Annotated in this window: 19 protein-coding genes; 15 read left to right on the top strand and 4 right to left on the bottom strand. The window is 31.6% G+C overall.

Annotation, left to right across the window (positions count from 1 at the left end):
- Positions 1-303: 303 nt before the first annotated feature.
- Positions 304-1,959, top strand: coding sequence for a M1 family metallopeptidase (locus PMI10_RS11890; RefSeq protein WP_007808116.1), 1,656 nt, complete (start codon positions 304-306; stop codon positions 1,957-1,959).
- 80 nt (positions 1,960-2,039) lie between these two features.
- On the opposite strand, the gene tpiA is transcribed toward PMI10_RS11890, so the two are convergent.
- Together tpiA and PMI10_RS11880 are read right to left on the bottom strand one after the other, a co-directional pair.
- The gene (tpiA, locus tag PMI10_RS11885; RefSeq protein ID WP_007808115.1) at positions 2,040-2,792 is read right to left on the bottom strand and encodes a triose-phosphate isomerase; all 753 of its coding nucleotides are present in this window, start codon (positions 2,790-2,792) and stop codon (positions 2,040-2,042) included.
- A 58-nt stretch (positions 2,793-2,850) separates the two neighbouring features.
- Positions 2,851-3,345 (bottom strand): TlpA family protein disulfide reductase, encoded by a 495-nt coding sequence (locus PMI10_RS11880; protein ID WP_007808114.1) that lies wholly within the window; start codon positions 3,343-3,345, stop codon positions 2,851-2,853.
- A 385-nt stretch (positions 3,346-3,730) separates the two neighbouring features.
- On the opposite strand from PMI10_RS11880, the gene PMI10_RS11875 reads away from it, so the two are divergent.
- From PMI10_RS11875 to PMI10_RS11860, 4 genes are all read left to right on the top strand, one after another.
- The gene (locus tag PMI10_RS11875; protein ID WP_007808113.1) at positions 3,731-5,149 is read left to right on the top strand and encodes an adenosine deaminase; all 1,419 of its coding nucleotides are present in this window, start codon (positions 3,731-3,733) and stop codon (positions 5,147-5,149) included.
- 112 nt (positions 5,150-5,261) lie between these two features.
- Entirely contained in the window at positions 5,262-5,735 is a 474-nt protein-coding gene (gene rlmH / locus PMI10_RS11870) for a 23S rRNA (pseudouridine(1915)-N(3))-methyltransferase RlmH (protein ID WP_007808112.1), read from the top strand.
- Between the two features lie 109 nt (positions 5,736-5,844).
- Positions 5,845-7,158, top strand: a complete 1,314-nt coding sequence (locus PMI10_RS11865) for an MFS transporter (RefSeq protein ID WP_007808111.1) — start codon at positions 5,845-5,847, stop codon at positions 7,156-7,158.
- An 81-nt stretch (positions 7,159-7,239) separates the two neighbouring features.
- Positions 7,240-7,812, top strand: a complete 573-nt coding sequence (locus tag PMI10_RS11860) for a pentapeptide repeat-containing protein (RefSeq protein ID WP_007808110.1) — start codon at positions 7,240-7,242, stop codon at positions 7,810-7,812.
- Here PMI10_RS11860 and PMI10_RS11855 read toward each other — a convergent pair whose 3' ends face one another.
- Positions 7,813-8,310 (bottom strand): GNAT family N-acetyltransferase, encoded by a 498-nt coding sequence (locus tag PMI10_RS11855; protein WP_007808109.1) that lies wholly within the window; start codon positions 8,308-8,310, stop codon positions 7,813-7,815. It lies immediately after the preceding gene.
- A 34-nt stretch (positions 8,311-8,344) separates the two neighbouring features.
- Positions 8,345-9,385: a GMP reductase gene (locus PMI10_RS11850; RefSeq protein WP_007808108.1), complete on the bottom strand. Its 1,041-nt coding sequence runs from the start codon at positions 9,383-9,385 to the stop codon at positions 8,345-8,347.
- Positions 9,386-9,669: 284 nt separating this feature from the next.
- Between PMI10_RS11850 and PMI10_RS11845 the strand changes: the two genes are divergently transcribed.
- From PMI10_RS11845 to PMI10_RS11800, 10 genes are all read left to right on the top strand, one after another.
- Positions 9,670-10,899 carry an HD domain-containing protein gene (locus PMI10_RS11845; protein WP_007808107.1) on the top strand — a complete coding sequence of 410 codons (1,230 nt, stop codon included), beginning with the start codon at positions 9,670-9,672 and terminating at the stop codon, positions 10,897-10,899.
- A 39-nt stretch (positions 10,900-10,938) separates the two neighbouring features.
- On the top strand, positions 10,939-11,982 hold the full coding sequence (lpxD, locus tag PMI10_RS11840; RefSeq protein WP_007808106.1) for a UDP-3-O-(3-hydroxymyristoyl)glucosamine N-acyltransferase: 1,044 nt from the start codon (positions 10,939-10,941) through the stop codon (positions 11,980-11,982).
- Positions 11,975-13,363: a bifunctional UDP-3-O-[3-hydroxymyristoyl] N-acetylglucosamine deacetylase/3-hydroxyacyl-ACP dehydratase gene (locus PMI10_RS11835; protein WP_035631786.1), complete on the top strand. Its 1,389-nt coding sequence runs from the start codon at positions 11,975-11,977 to the stop codon at positions 13,361-13,363. The genes lpxD and PMI10_RS11835 overlap by 8 nt, the downstream gene beginning before the upstream one ends.
- Before the next feature lie 73 nt (positions 13,364-13,436).
- Positions 13,437-14,222 (top strand): acyl-ACP--UDP-N-acetylglucosamine O-acyltransferase, encoded by a 786-nt coding sequence (lpxA, locus tag PMI10_RS11830; protein WP_007808101.1) that lies wholly within the window; start codon positions 13,437-13,439, stop codon positions 14,220-14,222.
- A gap of 118 nt (positions 14,223-14,340) precedes the next feature.
- Entirely contained in the window at positions 14,341-14,907 is a 567-nt protein-coding gene (gene efp, locus PMI10_RS11825) for an elongation factor P (RefSeq protein WP_007808099.1), read from the top strand.
- A gap of 144 nt (positions 14,908-15,051) precedes the next feature.
- Positions 15,052-15,981, top strand: a complete 930-nt coding sequence (locus PMI10_RS11820; RefSeq protein WP_007808097.1) for a UDP-3-O-(3-hydroxymyristoyl)glucosamine N-acyltransferase — start codon at positions 15,052-15,054, stop codon at positions 15,979-15,981.
- Between the two features lies 1 nt (position 15,982).
- Positions 15,983-16,345, top strand: coding sequence for a nuclear transport factor 2 family protein (locus PMI10_RS11815; protein WP_007808095.1), 363 nt, complete (start codon positions 15,983-15,985; stop codon positions 16,343-16,345).
- An 86-nt stretch (positions 16,346-16,431) separates the two neighbouring features.
- Entirely contained in the window at positions 16,432-17,304 is an 873-nt protein-coding gene (gene sucD, locus PMI10_RS11810) for a succinate--CoA ligase subunit alpha (protein WP_007808093.1), read from the top strand.
- A gap of 142 nt (positions 17,305-17,446) precedes the next feature.
- Entirely contained in the window at positions 17,447-17,875 is a 429-nt protein-coding gene (locus PMI10_RS11805) for a hypothetical protein (protein ID WP_007808091.1), read from the top strand.
- Positions 17,876-18,263: 388 nt separating this feature from the next.
- Positions 18,264-18,872, top strand: a complete 609-nt coding sequence (locus tag PMI10_RS11800; protein WP_007808090.1) for an RNA polymerase sigma factor — start codon at positions 18,264-18,266, stop codon at positions 18,870-18,872.
- Positions 18,873-18,932 lie beyond the last annotated feature (60 nt).

Here is an 18,932-nt window from a genome sequence, read left to right as displayed (position 1 = left end):
AAAAGTTTTGTCCCAGTTTACGGAAACGTGCCAAGTCCCGGTTGCTTCGCTAATTTGCTTCCATTGGGGCGTCGACTTTCTTTTTAAAAAACCTTCATCTACCAATGAGAGGTTTCTTTGTTTGGGAAGGAACTGGGACTGAAAGCTAACTGTGCACTAAACCCGCTTCGTTTTTAATGTTGAACTTGCGTACTTGAAGTAAAATCCAATAGTATTCAAAAATAAAATTATTATGATTTATTTTTGAATACATACTTTGGTTGTAAATTAAAATCGTTTAATTTTATAAAAATTTATGAATTAATGAAAAACCAAATTTCAGCTATCCTTATTGCCTTTTTAATAGGTTTAACAGCAAATTCGCAAGGGCTTTTAAATAAGTCAAATACAATTTTTACACATCAGGATACTTTACGCGGAAGCATTACAAAAGAAAGAGCCTGGTGGGATTTAAAGTACTATCATTTAGATGTAAAAGTAAATCCTGTTGATAAAACTATTTCGGGTTCAAATACCGTTCGTTATACTATTTTAAAGGAGTATGATAAAATGCAGATCGATTTGCAGGAACCAATGCAGATTTACAAAGTAACTCAAGATGGAAAAGAATTGAAATTTGAAAGAGATGGTAATGCTTTTTTTATTCAAATGACTTCAGTTCAGAAAGCCGGAGAAACTAAAGAAATAATAATATCATTTGGAGGAAAGCCAAAAGAAGCAGTTAATCCGCCTTGGGATGGTGGAATTACCTGGAAAAAAGATAAAAATGGAAAAGATTTTATCGCTTCGTCATGTCAGGGTTTAGGTGCCAGTGTTTGGTGGCCTAATAAAGATCATATGTATGATGAAGTAGAAAATATGCTAATTAGTGTAAATGTTCCCGGAGATTTGACGGACGTTTCTAACGGAAGATTGCAAAGTGTTAAGAAACAAAAGGATGGTACAAAAACATTTAATTGGTATGTTTCTAATCCAATTAATAATTATGGTGTGAATATTAATATTGGCGATTATGTTAATTTTTCAGAGAAATATAAAGGCGAAAAAGGAGATTTAGATTGTAATTATTATGTCTTGAGAGATAATCTTAATATAGCCAAAGAACATTTTAAAGACGTGCCAAAAATGCTAAAAGCATTCGAAAATTGGTTTGGACCGTATCCTTTTTATGAAGATAGTTATAAGTTGGTTGATGCACCTTATTTAGGTATGGAACACCAAAGTAGTGTTACATATGGGAATGGTTATAAAAATGGGTATTTAGGCCGTGATTTAAGTGGAACAGGATGGGGACTAAAGTTCGATTTTATCATTATTCATGAATCAGGTCACGAATGGTTTGCAAACAATATAACCTATAAAGATATTGCAGATATGTGGATTCATGAGAGTTTTACTAATTATTCTGAAAGTCTTTTTTTGGAATATTATTATGGGAAAGATGCAGCAGCAGAATATGTGATAGGATGTAGAAGAAATATAAGCAATGATAAACCCATTATTGGAAATTATGATGTAAATAATGAAGGGTCTGGCGATATGTATCCAAAAGGTGCAAATATGCTGCACATGATTCGTCAAATAATTAATGATGATGCAAAATGGAAATCGATTTTAAGAGGTTTAAATAGTACTTTTTATCATCAGACAGTTACATCCAAACAAATTGAAGATTATATTAATATTCAGTCTGGAATTAATTTTAATAGAGTGTTTGCCCAGTATCTAACAACAACAAAAATTCCGGTTTTAGAATATATTTTTAAAGATGGATCTTTAGGATATCATTGGTCAAATTGTGTCGCTAAATTCGATATGCCTGTAAAAGTAAAATTAAATGGAGTTGAATCTTGGTTAAAACCAACTACGGAATGGAAATCTGAAAAAATTATCGGTGATAATCGAACAATTGAAGTAAGTAAAGATTTTTATGTAACCAGTTCTAATATTACAAAATAGATATTTTCCAATAGCTAAAAAAATAAGCCCGATAAAATTTAATTTATCGGGCTTTTCTAATAATATGATTATTTGTATTATTAGATAGCTGTTACAATAGCCAGAAAATCATCTGCTTTTAAAGCAGCACCTCCAATTAAACCACCATCTACATCTGGTTTAGAGAAGATTTCTTTAGCATTTTCAGGTTTTACTGATCCACCATATAATATTGAAACTTCGTCAGCAATATTATTTCCAAAAGCTTTGCGAACAGTTTCTCTAATAAATTCATGCATTTCCTGAGCTTGTTCCGGCGATGCAGTTTCACCTGTTCCAATTGCCCAAACAGGCTCATAAGCCAAAACTACATTTGACCATGATTCTTTTGAGATATGAAATAATCCGTCGCGCAATTGATTTTCAACAATATTAAAATGATTGTTGGATTGACGATCTTTTAATTCTTCTCCAAAACAGAAAATCACAGTCATTTCATGCTTTAAAGCAGTATCAACTTTGTTGGCGATTAATGCATCGGTTTCATTAAAGATAGCTCTGCGTTCTGAGTGTCCTAGAATTACAGTATTCACTCCAACACTTTTTAGCATGTCAGCAGAAATTTCACCTGTAAAAGCTCCGCCTTCAGCCTGATGTACATTTTGTGCTGATACTCCAATAGTTGTATTTTTTAATTTGGAAACAGCGGCGGCCAAATTTACAAATGTTGGTGCAACAATAACCTGAGCATTAGTTTTTGCTGGTATTTTTGTGATTAATTCGTTTAATAATTCTTGTGTTTGTTCAGCATTTTTATGCATTTTCCAGTTTCCTGCAACAATTTGTTTTCTCATTTTGGATTAGTTTATTAATTTTTTTGTTTTTGTAATTTTTAGATTGTGAAATTGATAATTATTTCAGACTTTTTAATGTTTCATTGATTTTATCAAAGTCAGTTTCAATGGCACGGTATAAAACAATTTTACCGGTTTTGTCAACAATGATATATCTCGGAATCCAATCCAGATCAATTGCTTTTCCAAAAACACCTTTCATGCCATCATTCATCATGTAATGGTCTCCTTTCAATTCGTGTTTTTCAATTCCGATTTTCCATTTGTCAGCGGTTTTATCTGCCGAAAGGAATAAATACGAAACATTGGGATTGTTCGCTTGTAGTTCTTTTACTTTAGGCATGGCTTTTACACAATCACCACACCAGGAAGCCCAAACTTCAATTACCAGTGTTTTTCCTTTATATTTTTTTAAAATGTCTTTGAAAGCAACCTGACTTTCATTAGTAGCCAATAATTTCTCAGATAAAGCTTCTTTTGAAAAGTTGGTTTTCTGAGCTCTTGCAGAAGAAAATGTAGCAAAAGCAATAAGTAATATAACTAATTGTTTCATTTTTATATGTTTTGAACAAAGTTAAACAAACAAATTGAAACAGAAATACAGAATATAAAAATTCAGGAAACACTCAATTTTATATTCAAAAAGAGAAATATTGTTTACAAAAGAAAAAATGAAATCGTAATAGTTGCAAATGAATTTTTAATTTTTTAATAATTCTTTAAAACAGAGGACTGTAAAAATTATTTATTTGGTTCTTTTATTTCATTTTTTTGTAAAATAGGGACTCAAAATGCTTAGGAATACTGCATTTAAGACTTTTGATATCGTTATTAAACATATATTTCATATGATTTTTCATTCTTTCAATAGTCAATTTTGTATTTGATTTAAAAGAATTTAAAATTGACTATATTTGCATGTAATTTAAACTTAGAGTATGACGAGGATAATTACACTTTTCTGTTTCTTAATAGCACAATTAAATTTTTCCCAATCGGCTGAAAATTATTTAGAAAAAATCAGAAACAATGAAGCTGCCCTAACAGCTTTTTTTCAACAAATGCCAAAAGGCGGCGATTTACACCATCATTTTTCAGGATCTATTTATGCAGAACCTCTTTTGAAAAGAGCTATTGCAGAAGATTTTTATCTGAATTTAGAAACGATGAAAGTCTCCAAAACAAAACCTGAAAAAGGTAATTGGGAAACTTTTTCGTCTCTTAAAAACAATGGGAAACTGGAATTTTACAAACAACAAGTTATGCAAACCTGGTCTGCAAAAGATTATAATGGTGTAACAGTACCTTCTGATGATTTATTTTTTGATTCTTTTGGTAAATTTTCTCCTGTAATTAATGGTCATTTTCCTGAGGGTTTATTGGAATTGAAAAACCGTGCGCTTTCAGAAAATGTAAGTTATATCGAAACACAATTATCAATAATTCCGTGTGATATGATGGTTGATGATTTAGCTGATTTCAACTCGAAACTTCGTCAATTTGCCAATCAAAAAGATGAAAAAGGGGTTTTGAAAACTTTAGATGATTTGTATAAATCGATTGAACAAAAAGACGTTAAAAAATATGCGGAAGATTTCAATACCAATTTTATTGCGAAATTGCATAAAGACTTAAATATTGACGATGAACGATTTACGATGCGTTATCAAAATTTTGTGTTGCGTTTTATGGAACCTGTTGATTTGTTTAAAAATCTGGTTATTGCTTTTATATCGGCTAACGAAAGTAAACTGGTTGCTGGTGTAAACATTGTTTCTCCTGAAGATGGTGAAACTTCAATGAAAGATTACTGGCTGCATATGGTCATGTTTAAATATTGTCATTCTCGTTTTCCGAATGTAAAATATACGCTTCATGCAGGCGAATTGACATTGGGATTGGTACAGCCGGAAGATTTAACCTGGCATATTAATTCTGCAATTTATATCGCTGGTGCCAATAGAATAGGACATGGAGTAGATATTGCTTATGAAGCGAATTCATATGATTTAATGAGATATATGGCAAAAAACAACATTCCGATAGAGATAAATTTAGCCAGTAACGAATTTATTTTGAAGGTAAAAGAAAACAGGCATCCATTTACACTTTATAAAGAGTTTAATGTGCCTATTGTTATTAGTACAGATGATGCCGGAATCTTAAGAACTAATATGACCGAACAATATGTTTTATTGGCCAAAAGATATCAGGATGTTTCTTATAAAACTATAAAACAATACGTTTATAACAGTATTAATTACAGTTTTATTCAGGATGAATCGGTAAAAAAACAATTATTGAAAGATTTGGATACCAGATTTAAAACCTTTGAAAATCAATTTTCTAAAAATTAAATATGATATTAGAAGTCGTATTTCTATTCGTAAAACCTGAATTAGCCAGTTAGTTAAACAGATTTAAATTTTCAAAGATTTGTGATAATTCGTGGCAAAAAAACTTTAACTAATGAACATTAAACTTATCGCCATTGGCAAAACAGATAATAAAGCATTGCAAACTTTAATCGATGATTATACAAAGCGTTTGTCATTTTATATCAAATTTGATTTGGAAATTATTCCGGATATTAAAAACGTAAAAAATTTATCTGAAAGTCAGCAAAAAGAAAAAGAAGGCGAATTGATTTTATCTAAATTAACCCCAACCGATCAATTGATTTTATTGGATGAAAACGGAAAAAACTTTTCAAGTGTTGGTTTTTCTGAAGAATTACAAAAAAAGATGAACTCCGGAATTAAAACATTGGTTTTTGTAATTGGTGGTCCGTATGGTTTTTCAGAAACAGTTTATACCAAAGCGCAAGGTAAGATTTCGCTTTCACTCATGACATTTTCGCATCAGATGGTTCGTTTGTTTTTCATAGAACAATTATATCGCGGTTTTACTATTTTACGAAATGAACCTTATCATCATCAATAAAAGGATTATAGTTTAATTTGAATGCTAATAAATCATTGATTATTTATTAATGAAGAATTCATTATGATTATAAGAAAAAATAAATAAATTAGCCTTCAAAACCAAAACCATGACAAACCTACCAAAAGGGAGTAAAAAATTATTGAATGCCTGGGCATTTTATGATTGGGCAAACTCAGTTTATACTCTTACTATTGCATCAGCGGTATTTCCTATTTTTTACGAAGCCTTATTTTCAAAACGAAGTCATTACATAGAAGTTTTTGGATTAGAACTTAAAAATTCAGCTTTAATTAGTTTTACTACAGCATTTGCCTTTGTATTTGTAGCCTTTTTTTCACCGTTATTATCCGGTATTGCGGATTATGTTGGGAATAAAAAATCGTTTATGAAATTCTTCTGCTATGTTGGAGCTTTATCCTGCATGGGATTGTATTGGTTTAATCTTGAAAATATTTATGTTGGATTATTATTTTATTTTCTTGGTCTTATTGGCTATTGGGGAAGTTTGGTTTTCTATAATTCGTATTTACCGGATATTGCATTTCCAGAACAGCAAGATAAAATTAGTGCCAAAGGATATTCTTTAGGATATATTGGAAGTGTGATTTTGTTGATTATCAATCTGGCTATGATTATGAAACCAAAAGTTTTTGGAATCACGGGAACAGATGGTGAAGCAGCCATGAAAGCGATGCGATATTCTTTTGTTATGGTCGGAGTCTGGTGGATTTTGTTCAGTCAGTACAGCTATTATTTTTTACCAAAAGGGAGCAAGGATAAAAGTGAAAAATTAACAAAAGCTATTGTTTTTAATGGATTTAAGGAATTAAAAAAAGTTTGGAATTTATTAAAAGAAAATATTCCGTTAAAAAGATATTTAGGAGGTTTTTTTGTTTCAAGTATGGCGGTTCAGACTGTTATGCTAGTGGCTACTTATTTTGGTGCACAGGAAATTTTATGGTCTTCAAAAGCAGAAAGCACAACAGGTTTGATTATTTGTATTTTACTGATACAATTAGTGGCTGTTTTAGGAGCTGTTTTAACATCAAGGGCTTCGGCTAAGTTTGGGAACATTCCAACTTTGATTGTGATTAACTGTATTTGGTTAGTATTTTGTGCGATTGCATACTTTATCACATTGCCAATACATTTTTATGCAATGGCTACCATGGCAGGATTAGTAATGGGAGGAATTCAGGCTTTATCACGTTCTACCTATTCAAAACTATTACCGGAAACAGAAGATACGGCTTCTTTTTTTAGTTTTTATGATGTTGCCGAAAAAATAGGAATCGTAATTGGAATGTGTGTATATGGTATTATCGACCAGATTACAGGAAGTCCACGTTTGGCAATTGTTTTTCTAGGAACCTTTTTTGCTATTGCTATTTTCCTTTTAAGAAGAGTACATAAAAAATAATCAGTAAAATAATATTTTCAATCTAAACGCAATTATCATACATTTGATTCTTGCGTTTTTATTTTAAACAATTGATCTTTAATGACGAGTCAATATTTCCTTGATAAAGAATATAATAATATCATTTATGATAGGGATGGGGCTAATTTCAAGGATTTTGAATGTTGTGTTTTTAATAATTGCAATTTTTCAGCCTGTACTTTTTTAGCCGTTACTTTTATTGATTGCGTTTTTAATGACTGTATTTTTAATGAAGCAAAAATCAATTATGTAGCCTTTAGAACGGCAGCTTTTAATCGTTGTGAAATAAAAGATGTGAATTTTGCCATGTGTGACAAACTCATTTTTGAGATACACTTTAACGATTGTGTTTTGGATTTTTCGAAATTTTATACCTTAAAAATAAAAGGAACAACTTTTACAAATTGCAGCTTAGTTGCCGTAGATTTTATGGCTACAGATCTTACCAGCGTGCTTTTTGATAATTGTGATTTGTATCGGTCTGAGTTTAATAAAGCAATTGCCAATAAAGCCGATTTCAAAACGAGTTATAATTATACTATCGATCCATCCAAAACTAAACTTAAAAAAGCTGTTTTTGCTTTAAAAGAAGTAAAAGGTTTATTGTTTAAACATGATGTTATTGTGAGTTGATTATAACTTCTTCTCCATCACATAATCTTCCATTAAGTATCCGTTTCCAATATCGATATTGACTTCATCAATAATTTCAAAACCTATTTTTTTATAAAAGCTTAATGCTGAATTGAATCGATTTACATTTAAAGATAAAGCAGTTGAATGGTTTTCTAAAGCCATTTTTTTGATCTCTTCAATTACTTTTTTTCCAATGCCTTTTCCCTGTGTTTCCGGCAAAAGATATATTTTATGAATTCTGGTTACAGCTTGATCTTTGTAATTATGTTCAATTCCAATAAAACCTAAAGTTGCTTCATCTTCTGAAATCAAATAAAATAATTGTTCTTTTTTCTCAAATTGGTTAATTAAAGCTTCGTCAGAATAAAATAAATCCAGCATATAATCTAATTGTGTTTTAGATAGAATTTTGCCATACGTAATTGGCCAGGTTTTATGTGTTATTTGCTGAATGGTTTTGATGTCTTCTGTTGTGCCTTCTGAAATTGTGATCATATTTAATTTAAAATGTGTTGTAATATTTGAAAAATTATTTTGTAAAAATTTGATTTTCCTGTTCACTGACTCTTATAAATGTTGTTCGTTTAGTCAGTTCTTTTAGTCTTGAAGCTCCCACATATGTACAGGTACTGCGCAAACCTCCTAAAATATCCAAAACGGTATTGATTACTTTGCCTTTAAAGGGAACCTGAACTGTTTTTCCTTCGCTTGCCCTGTATTCGGCTACACCGCCAACATGTTTGTCCATGGCGGTTGTAGAACTCATTCCATAAAATTGTCTGAATTTTTCGCCATTAATTTCAATCAATTCGCCACCGCTTTCAGTATGTCCGGCTAACATTCCGCCAAGCATAACAAAATCTGAACCTGCACCAAAAGCTTTGGCAACATCGCCAGGCGTACTGCATCCTCCATCACTAATAATATGACCGCCTAAACCATGAGCTGCATCGGCACATTCAATAATGGCAGAAAGCTGCGGATATCCAACACCTGTTTTTACACGGGTCGTACAAACAGAACCAGGACCAATTCCAACTTTTACAATATCGGCTCCCGCTAATAATAATTCTTCAACCATTTCGCCAGTTACTACATTTCCGGCAATAATAACCTTATCAGGATATTGTTTACGGGTTTGTTTTAAAAACTGAACAAAATGTTCTGAATATCCATTGGCAACATCAATACAAATAAATTTCAGTGACGGATTTGCTTTAATAATTTCAGCAATTTTAACAGCATCTTCTTTTCCCGTTCCTGTACTAATGGCAATATAATTGTAAAAATCAGAAGAAACGGTTTGTAAAAAATCATTCCACTCCTGAAAAGAATAATGCTTGTGAATAGCAGTAAAAAGCTTTTCTTTAGCTAAAACAGCAGCCATTTCAAAAGTACCCACAGTATCCATATTTGCTGCCATAATTGGAATTCCGGTCCATACAGTTGTATTATGCAAAAATTTAAAATTTCTTTCTAAAGATACTTCGGACCTGCTTTTCAAAGTTGATCTTTTGGGTCTGATCATTACATCTTTAAAGCCTAATTTAAGATCGGTTTCTATTCTCATGGTTTTCTAAATTTTTGTTACTTTCAAATATATTAATTTTGAATATGACTGAGTTTATAACAATGCTAAAACTAATCCTTAGTTATTAACATTTTAAAAAAATAGATGTTAAAGGAATCTGATATGGTATTTTTATGTTTTTATTTAAAGTGCTTGTAGTCAGTGGTTTTGTTTTTGATAAAAAGATTTTCAGGAAATGAATTTCTTTTTGTTTTTTAAATTAAAAACAGAAAACAGTTTATACTTAATTACTTATATTTGTTCACCTAAAAAGAACCAGAATAGTGAATCATATTAATAAGTTAAAAATATTCAATGACCCCATTTATGGCTTTATTTCTATCCCGAATGAGCTTATTTATGATTTAATCCAGCATCCGTATTTTCAGCGTTTACGTCGTATTTCACAAATGGGATTATCATATTTGGTTTACCCTGGTGCAAATCATACTCGTTTTCATCATGCTTTGGGTTGTATGCATTTGATGCAGAAGGCCATCGAAACACTTCGCTTTAAAGGTGTTGCTATTTCATCGGAAGAAGAAAACGCATTATATATTGCTATTTTACTGCACGATATTGGGCATGGGCCTTTTTCGCATGCAATGGAAAAAAGTATTGTAGAAGATGTCAATCATGAAGCTATTTCGCTGTTGTTTATGAATCAGTTGAATGAAGAATTTGACGGAAGATTAAGTTTGGCAATTCAGGTTTTTAAAGGTGATTATCACAGAAAATTCATGCTGCAATTGATTTCCAGTCAGTTGGATATGGATAGAATGGATTATTTAAAGCGTGATAGTTTTTACACAGGTGTTGCTGAAGGAAATGTCAATTCTGAGCGATTGATTCAGATGATGAATGTGGTTGACGGTGTTTTGGTTATTGAAGAAAAAGGGATTTATTCAGTAGAAAAATTCCTGCTGTCAAGAAGATTAATGTATTGGCAGGCCTACTTGCATAAAACTAGTCTGGTGGCTGAGTTAATTTTGACTAAAGCACTTAAAAGAGCAAAAGAACTGACTTTGAAAGGGGTGAGTTTGCCTTGTAGTGAATCACTTTTATATTTCATGCAAAACAAGATTGCATTAGAAAACTTTGATGCCGAAATTTTAGACTTATTTTCTCAATTGGATGATTTTGATATTATTAGTGCTTTAAAAGCCTGGCAAAAGCAAGATGACTTTATACTTTCAACTTTAAGTAAAATGATTATCAATAGAGATTTGTTGAAAATTAAAATGAGTGGTGAAAAAATTCCGACTGAAGAGGTACAGGAATTAAAAGAAAAATTTGCCAAAGAGCACAATATATCACAGTTGGAAGCAGATTATTTTATTTTTAGGGGAAAAATTAAAAATCAGGCATACAGTAAAGAAGCTGAATCGATACGAATTTTTAAAAAAGATAAAACAATTGAAGATGTTGTTGAAGCATCTGACCAGTTGAATTTGAAATCATTATCTAAATTGGTAACAAAATATTACATCTGTTTTCCAAAACAACTTATCTAAAATTAACATTTAAAACCTATTTTTTATATTTTTGTCGGAATGAAATTTACAGCAGAACAAATAGCAGGAATTTTAGAAGGAGAAGTTGTTGGCAATCCTAATGCCGAGGTTTTTCGACTGTCTAAAATAGAAGAAGGAGAGGAAGGATCACTTACTTTCCTGGCAAACCCTAAATATATCAATCATATCTATACTACAAGAGCATCTGTAACAATTGTTAATGATAGCTTTATACCAGAATCCGAAATTACCACGACTTTAATTAAAGTGGAAGATGCCTATGTTTCTTTTTCTAAACTTTTAGAGTTTTATAATCAGGTTAAGTTAAACAAAAGCGGGATCGAGCCACAGACTTTTATATCTGAAGGGACTAAATATGGTGAAAATTTGTATTTGGGAAGCTTTAGTTATATCGGTCAAAACGTGGTTTTAGGTAATAATGTAAAAATATATCCAAATAGTTTTATTGGTGATAATGTTGTTATTGGCGATAATGTATATATTTTTGCAGGTGCTAAAATATATTCTGAAACTATAATTGGTAATAATTGTACGATTCATTCAGGGACAATTATAGGTGCAGATGGTTTTGGTTTTGCTCCAAATGAAGAAGGGGAATATAACAAAGTTCCACAAATTGGAAACGTTATTATAGAAGATAATGTAGATATTGGTGCCAATACTACAATCGACAGAGCAACTCTGGGTTCTACTATAATTAGAAAGGGAGTAAAATTAGACAATCAGATTCAGATTGCCCATAATGTTGAAATTGGTAAAAATACAGTAATTGCTGCTCAAACAGGTGTAGCAGGTTCTACAAAAATTGGAGAAAACTGTATGATTGGAGGACAAGTTGGAATTGCAGGCCATTTAACTATAGGCAATAATGTAAGACTTCAGGCTCAATCGGGTGTGGCGAGAAACATTAAAGATGATGAAATTTTGCAGGGAAGCCCAACATTTGGTTACAGCGATTTTAGCAAGTCGTATGTTCATTTTAAAAACTTGCCTAAGATTGTTGCTGAACTGGAAGAATTAAAAAAACAAATAATAAACCCAAAAAATGGAAATAATGGTTAAACAGAAGACCATCAAGAATGAAATTTCACTAACAGGAGTCGGATTGCACACTGGAAAAGAAGTTACAATGACTTTTAAACCTGCTCCGATTAATAATGGTTTCACTTTTGTTAGAATTGACTTGCAAGGCCAACCAGTGATTGAAGCTGATGCCAATTATGTTGTTAATACACAAAGAGGTACCAATTTAGAAAAATTAGGTGTAAAAATTCAAACTCCGGAACATGTTTTAGCCGCATTGGTTGGCTGTGATTTAGACAATGTTATTATTGAATTAAATGCTTCTGAACTTCCAATTATGGATGGTTCTTCAAAATATTTTGTTGAAGCAATTGAAAAAGCAGGAGTCGAAGAGCAAGAAGCAAAACGTAATGTTTATGTAGTAAAAGAAGTAATTTCATTTACAGATGAAACTACAGGAAGTGAGATTTTGGTTATGCCAAGTGATGATTATCAGGTTACTACAATGGTAGATTTTGGTACTAAAGTTTTAGGTACTCAAAATGCTACTTTGAAAAGTATTGCTGATTTTAAAGATGAAATTTCAAATTCAAGAACTTTTAGTTTTTTACATGAATTAGAATCTTTATTAGAAAATGGATTAATAAAAGGTGGTGACTTAAATAATGCTATTGTTTATGTAGATAAAGAGATTTCTGAAGCTACAATGGAAAGCCTTAAGAAAGCCTTTGGAAAGGAAGAAATTTCAGTTAAGCCAAATGGCGTTCTAGATAATTTAACTTTGCATTACCCAAATGAAGCTGCAAGACATAAACTTTTGGATGTTATTGGTGATTTATCTTTAATTGGAGTTAGAATCCAGGGAAAAATCATTGCAAATAAACCAGGACATTATGTGAATACGCAATTTGCTAAAAAATTAGCAAAAATTATAAAAATAGAGCAAAGAAACCATATCCCTGTTTATGATTTGAATCAGGAACCTCTGATGGATATTCATAAAATTATGGCTGTTTTACCTCACAGACCTCCATTTTTGTTGATCGACAGAATTATTGAAATGTCATCAAGCCATGTGGTTGGATTGAAAAATGTTACTATGAATGAAAATTTCTTCGTTGGGCATTTTCCTGATGCTCCGGTAATGCCGGGTGTATTAATTGTTGAAGCAATGGCACAAACTGGCGGAATTTTGGTTCTGAGTACAGTTCCGGATCCTGAAAATTATTTGACTTATTTTATGAAAATAGATAATGTTAAATTTAAACATAAAGTATTGCCTGGTGACACTTTAATTTTTAAGTGTGATTTGATTTCACCAATCAGAAGAGGAATTTGTCATATGCAAGCAAATGCTTACGCTAACGGGAAATTAGTTGCCGAGGCAGAATTAATGGCTCAAATTGCGAGAAAACAATAATAATTAATCAAATTTATTGTTTACGTTTGTTGCCTTAATCAGACTTTTTAAATAAAAAATATAAAAAATACAGATGAATCAACCATTAGCATATGTTCATCCTGGCGCTAAAATCGCTAAAAATGTTGTAATTGAGCCTTTTACAACAATTCACAATAATGTTGTTATTGGTGATGGTACCTGGATAGGCTCAAACGTAACCATTATGGAAGGCGCCCGTATTGGGAAAAATTGTAATATTTTTCCGGGCGCAGTAATTTCGGCAGTTCCGCAGGATTTAAAATTTGGAGGAGAAGATTCTTTGGCGATTATTGGAGATAATTGTACTATAAGAGAATGTGTAACAATTAATAGAGGAACAATAGCTTCAGGTCAGACAGTTATAGGTGATAATTGTTTAATTATGGCAACTGCTCACATTGCTCATGATTGTCATGTTGGTAATAATGCAATAATTGTTAACGGAGTTCTTTTAGGAGGACATGTTACAATTGGTAATTATGCTATTATTGGAGGGTTATCTGCTGTGCACCAGTTTATTAGTGTTGGAGATCACGCTATGATTTCAGGCGGGTCACTATTAAGAAAAGACGTTCCGCCATATACAAAAGCAGCAAAAGAACCATTGTCGTATGTAGGTATAAATTCGGTAGGTCTTCGAAGAAGAGGTTTTACGACTGAAAAAATCAGAGAAATTCAGGATATTTATAGAATTTTATATCAAAAAAATTATAATACTACACAAGCTTTGAGTATAATTGAAGGAGAAATGGAAGCTACTCCTGAGAGAGATGAAATTTTAGACTTTATTCGAAATTCATCAAGAGGTGTAATGAAAGGATATTCAGGAAATTATTAATTTTAGATTTCTAACTTTATCATTAAAACTCAAATAAAATATAAAAAATAATAAAATGCAGATTATTAATTTCTTTAGGAATCTAAAATCTGCATTCTAAAATCTAAAATTAAAAAAAATGGCATCTACATCAGATATTAGAAACGGATTATGTATCAAATATAATCACGATATTTATAAAATTATCGAATTCCTTCACGTAAAACCAGGAAAAGGACCAGCTTTTGTAAGAACAAAATTAAAAAGTTTAACAACTGGGAAAGTATTGGATAATACATTTTCTGCAGGACACAAAATTGAGGACGTACGTGTAGAAACACATACTTATCAGTTTTTATATGCTGAAGGGGATGAGTTTCACTTCATGAATGCTGAAACTTTCGAGCAAATTTCTTTGAATAAAAGTATTTTAGATGCTCCGGGATTATTAAAAGAAGGAACAAATGTAATGGTTCAGGTTAATACAGAAACAGATTTGCCTTTATCAGTAGATATGCCGGCTTCAATCGTTTTAGAGGTAACTTATGCTGAACCGGGAGTAAAAGGAAATACAGCAACAAATGCTACAAAATCTGCTACGGTAGAAACTGGTGCAACTGTAAACGTTCCTTTGTTCATCAACGAAGGTGATAAAATTAAAATCGATACAGCTTCAGGTTCTTACATGGAGCGTGTAAAAGAGTAGTTTATCTATTAGATAATTTGTCAATGAGTCAATTAGAAAATTGATGCACTAGCAGAAATTAAAACTAAAAGTTCTTATTTTTTCTAATTGACACATTCTCTAATTGACACATTCTCTAATTGACAAATTTTCTAATTAAAAAATATGAAATTTCCAAAAGTTCACTCTTTAGAAGAAATTGCAAATTTGCTTAATTGCGAATTTATTGGTGATAAAAACTTTGAGGTTTTAGGCATGAATGAAATACATGTTGTTGAGCCTGGGGATATTGTTTTTGTTGACCATCCAAAATATTATGACAAAGCTTTGCAATCTGCAGCTACTATTGTTTTAATCAATAAAAAAGTGGATTGTCCGGAAGGCAAAGCACTTTTAATCTCTGATGACCCTTTTAGAGATTTTAATACTTTAACAAAGCATTTTAAACCTTTTCAATTTGCCAATGTAGCCATTGCTGCATCTGCAAAAATAGGAGAAGGAACTGTTATTCAGCCTAATTCTTTTATTGGGAATCATGTTACGATTGGTAAAAATTGTCTGATACATTCAAATGTTTCTATTTACGACCATACAGTAATTGGAGATAATGTTATTATTCATGCAGGAACAATTTTAGGAGCTGATGCTTTTTATTACAAAAAACGCCCGGATGGTTTCGATCAGTTAATTTCAGGCGGAAGAGTTGTAATTGAAGATAATGTTGGAATCGGTGCTCTTTGTACGATTGATAAAGGTGTTACCGGAGATACTAGAATTGGTGAAGGAACAAAAATTGATAATCAAGTACACGTAGGACATGATTCTGTAATAGGGAAAAAATGTCTGATAGCCTCACAAACGGGTATTGCCGGTTGTGTTATTATAGAAGATGAAGTTACTATTTGGGGTCAGGTGGGTACAACAAGTGGTATTACAATAGGGACGAAGGCTGTTATTATGGGACAAACAGGTGTTACCAAATCGATTGAAGGAGGGAAATCTTATTTCGGAACCCCAATCGAAGAATCAAGAGAAAAGTTAAAGCAATTAGCCAATATCAAAAAGATTCCTGAAATTTTAAGTAAATTGAAATAATATGTCTATTAAAGAATTTGTTCAGAAATTTTATAAATCGGATGCCTTGATTGATAGTGAAATTTTCAAAACCTATCTGCATCCGGATGTGACAATAGATTGGAATAGCAGCAAGGGGTTGATTCATATGGATTATGATTCAATAATAAGTATGGCTAATGAATTAAACCGTGCTTATGTGCGTTCTAAAGTAAGAATAAGTCATATTATAGCTGAAGATGATTTGGTTTCAGTACGTTATTCTCACTTTGTAAAAACGATTGAAAATCCTCGGGAAGAAATGTTGTTAGCTCATTTTTTTACAATTTGGCAAATAAAAGACGGTAAATTGTACAGAGGTTATCAAATGAGTCAATTTTCGTGATATTTTTTGCTAATAAAAAAGTTGAAAATAAGTTACAAAGCCTTACTTTTGCATCACAATTTTAAAAACTACATAAAATATATATCATGAGTGTTTTAGTTAATAAAGATTCCAAAATAATTGTTCAAGGATTTACAGGAAGCGAAGGAACTTTCCATGCTTCTCAAATGATTGAGTACGGTACTAATGTTGTTGGTGGTGTTACTCCGGGAAAAGGAGGTACAAGCCATTTAGATCGTCCGGTTTTTAACACAGTAAAAGATGCTGTAGACCAAGCCGGAGCTGATACTTCTATCATTTTTGTACCGCCAGCTTTTGCAGCTGATGCAATTATGGAAGCTGCTGATGCCGGAATCAAAGTAATTATCGCTATTACAGAAGGAATTCCTGTAGCAGATATGATTAAGGCTAATAATTATGTTAAAGAAAGAAATTCAAGATTAATTGGACCAAACTGTCCGGGTGTAATTACTCCGGGAGAAGCTAAAGTTGGTATTATGCCAGGTTTTGTTTTCAAAAAAGGAACAGTTGGTATCGTTTCTAAATCAGGAACTTTAACTTATGAAGCTGCTGATCAGGTTGTGAAACAAGGTTTAGGAATTACTACAGCTATCGGAATTGGTGGAGATCCAATTATTGGAACTACTACTAAAGAAGCTGTTGAATTATTAATGAATGACCCGGAAACTGAGATTATCATCATGATTGGTGAAATTGGAGGTCAGTTAGAAGCTGATGCTGCTAAATGGGTAAGAGCTGATGGTAACCGTAAACCAGTTGTTGGTTTTATTGCCGGAGAAACTGCTCCTGCCGGTAGAACAATGGGTCACGCAGGTGCTATTGTTGGTGGCTCTGATGATACAGCTGCTGCTAAAAAACAAATTATGAGAGACAACGGAATTCACGTTGTTGATTCACCAGCTGAAATTGGTAAAAAAGTAAAAGAAGTATTGGGATAATCTCCAGTATTTAAAATAACAAATTCCAAAAAAGTCTCAATATTTTGTTGAGACTTTTTTACATTTTTAAAATGTATGGAATAAAATTAAAAAACTTAGCTACTCAGATTCTCAGAACCTTAGTAGCTTAAAAATAAAAAATATGTACAAAGAATTAAAGAAGTTTAAAGTAAGCAATAGTTTTACTTTTACTGTTGAAGATAGTTTAGAACAAGTTTGTAATGCTCCTGAATCCGGTGCAGGAGTTTTTGTAGTATATGCTGTTGAAGGTGATGCAAAAGAATTAATTATGGTTGGTTCTACAGGAACTGTTCAGAATGATGGAACTTTAAAAAGCAAAAATGGAGGTTTATATGATAAAATTGTAAATGGACATCAATTTGCTAAAACTGGAAGAAAATACTCCTGGCCGGCACAAATGAAGTTAGAAAATATTGAAGCTATAGAAGTGGTTTGGTATGAAACTTTTAATGCTGATGTAAAAGGTATTCCAACAACAATTGAAGGACAGGTTTTACAGAATTTCTTAGATGAAAATGCAAAATTACCAAGATGGAATGTAGCTTTCTAAGTTGTTACAGAAAATAAAATTTTATTAGTAGCCTTACTTTTTTAGTAGGGCTTTTTTATGCCTGGACTTTATTAAAAGTTAATAGATAGATACCTTAAATTAGAGGTTTTATAGGTTTTATGTTTTATGTAAAGATGTCTTTTTTGTAAAAAAATTGTTTTTGAGTTTTGGGTTTTATATATTTATCACACAAAAACAAAATATAATGTTAAATTATGATTGTTTTTTGCTGTAATTAACTTTCATATGCATTAACTAATTGATAGTAATCTTCACTGACACATTTGAAATAGTAATTACAAGGATATAAAATTCTTTAAATAGTTCGTTTTTGCCTTATGATTAAAAAATCGAATGACATTTGTGACTATAAAAAACCAAAATTTTTATGAAAAGCCAACTCTTGACAATCAAAACTTATGACGATCACAAACTTTGGAATAAGCTTAAAGCAGGTGATGAAAAATCATTTTCTTTGCTTTTTGAAAAGTATTATGGTGATTTAATTAATTATGGAAACTCATTTTCTCCTTTTGCTGAAAAAGTTCAGGATTGTGTTCAGGACGTATTTGCAGATGTTTGGTTATATCGTGAATCCTTGCAGGAACCTAATGTGGTAAAGGCTTATTTATTATCCAGTGTACGAAAGAGAATTACGCGTTTATACGAACGGGATCATATTTTTAAAAAAATTACGACGACAGATTCAATTGAATTTCTTTTTGATTTTTCGGTAGAACATGAACTTATCGATGATGAAGCTACTGCCGAACGTGTTTTGTATCTCAATAAACTATTAAACGATTTACCCGGACGTCAAAAAGAAGCTTTGTTTTTGAGGTATAATCAAGGGTTGACTGTAGAACAAATTGCCGAAATGTTAGATGTCAATTATCAATCGGCAAGTAATCTTTTACACCGCGGATTACTTACTCTGCGTAAGGAATGGAAGGGGAGTTTTTCGATTATTGCATTACTGTCTTCAAGTGTTTTTTAATTTTATTTTAAAAAGAATAAAAAAAATCACAAATTGGTGAGTATATAATAAAAAAACTGT

The sequence above is a fragment of the Flavobacterium sp. CF136 genome (assembly GCF_000282055.1).
Taxonomy (GTDB): Bacteria; Bacteroidota; Bacteroidia; order Flavobacteriales; family Flavobacteriaceae; genus Flavobacterium.
The sequence above is the reverse complement of the archived record's forward strand: the minus strand, read 5'-3'. Positions and strand labels throughout refer to the sequence as shown.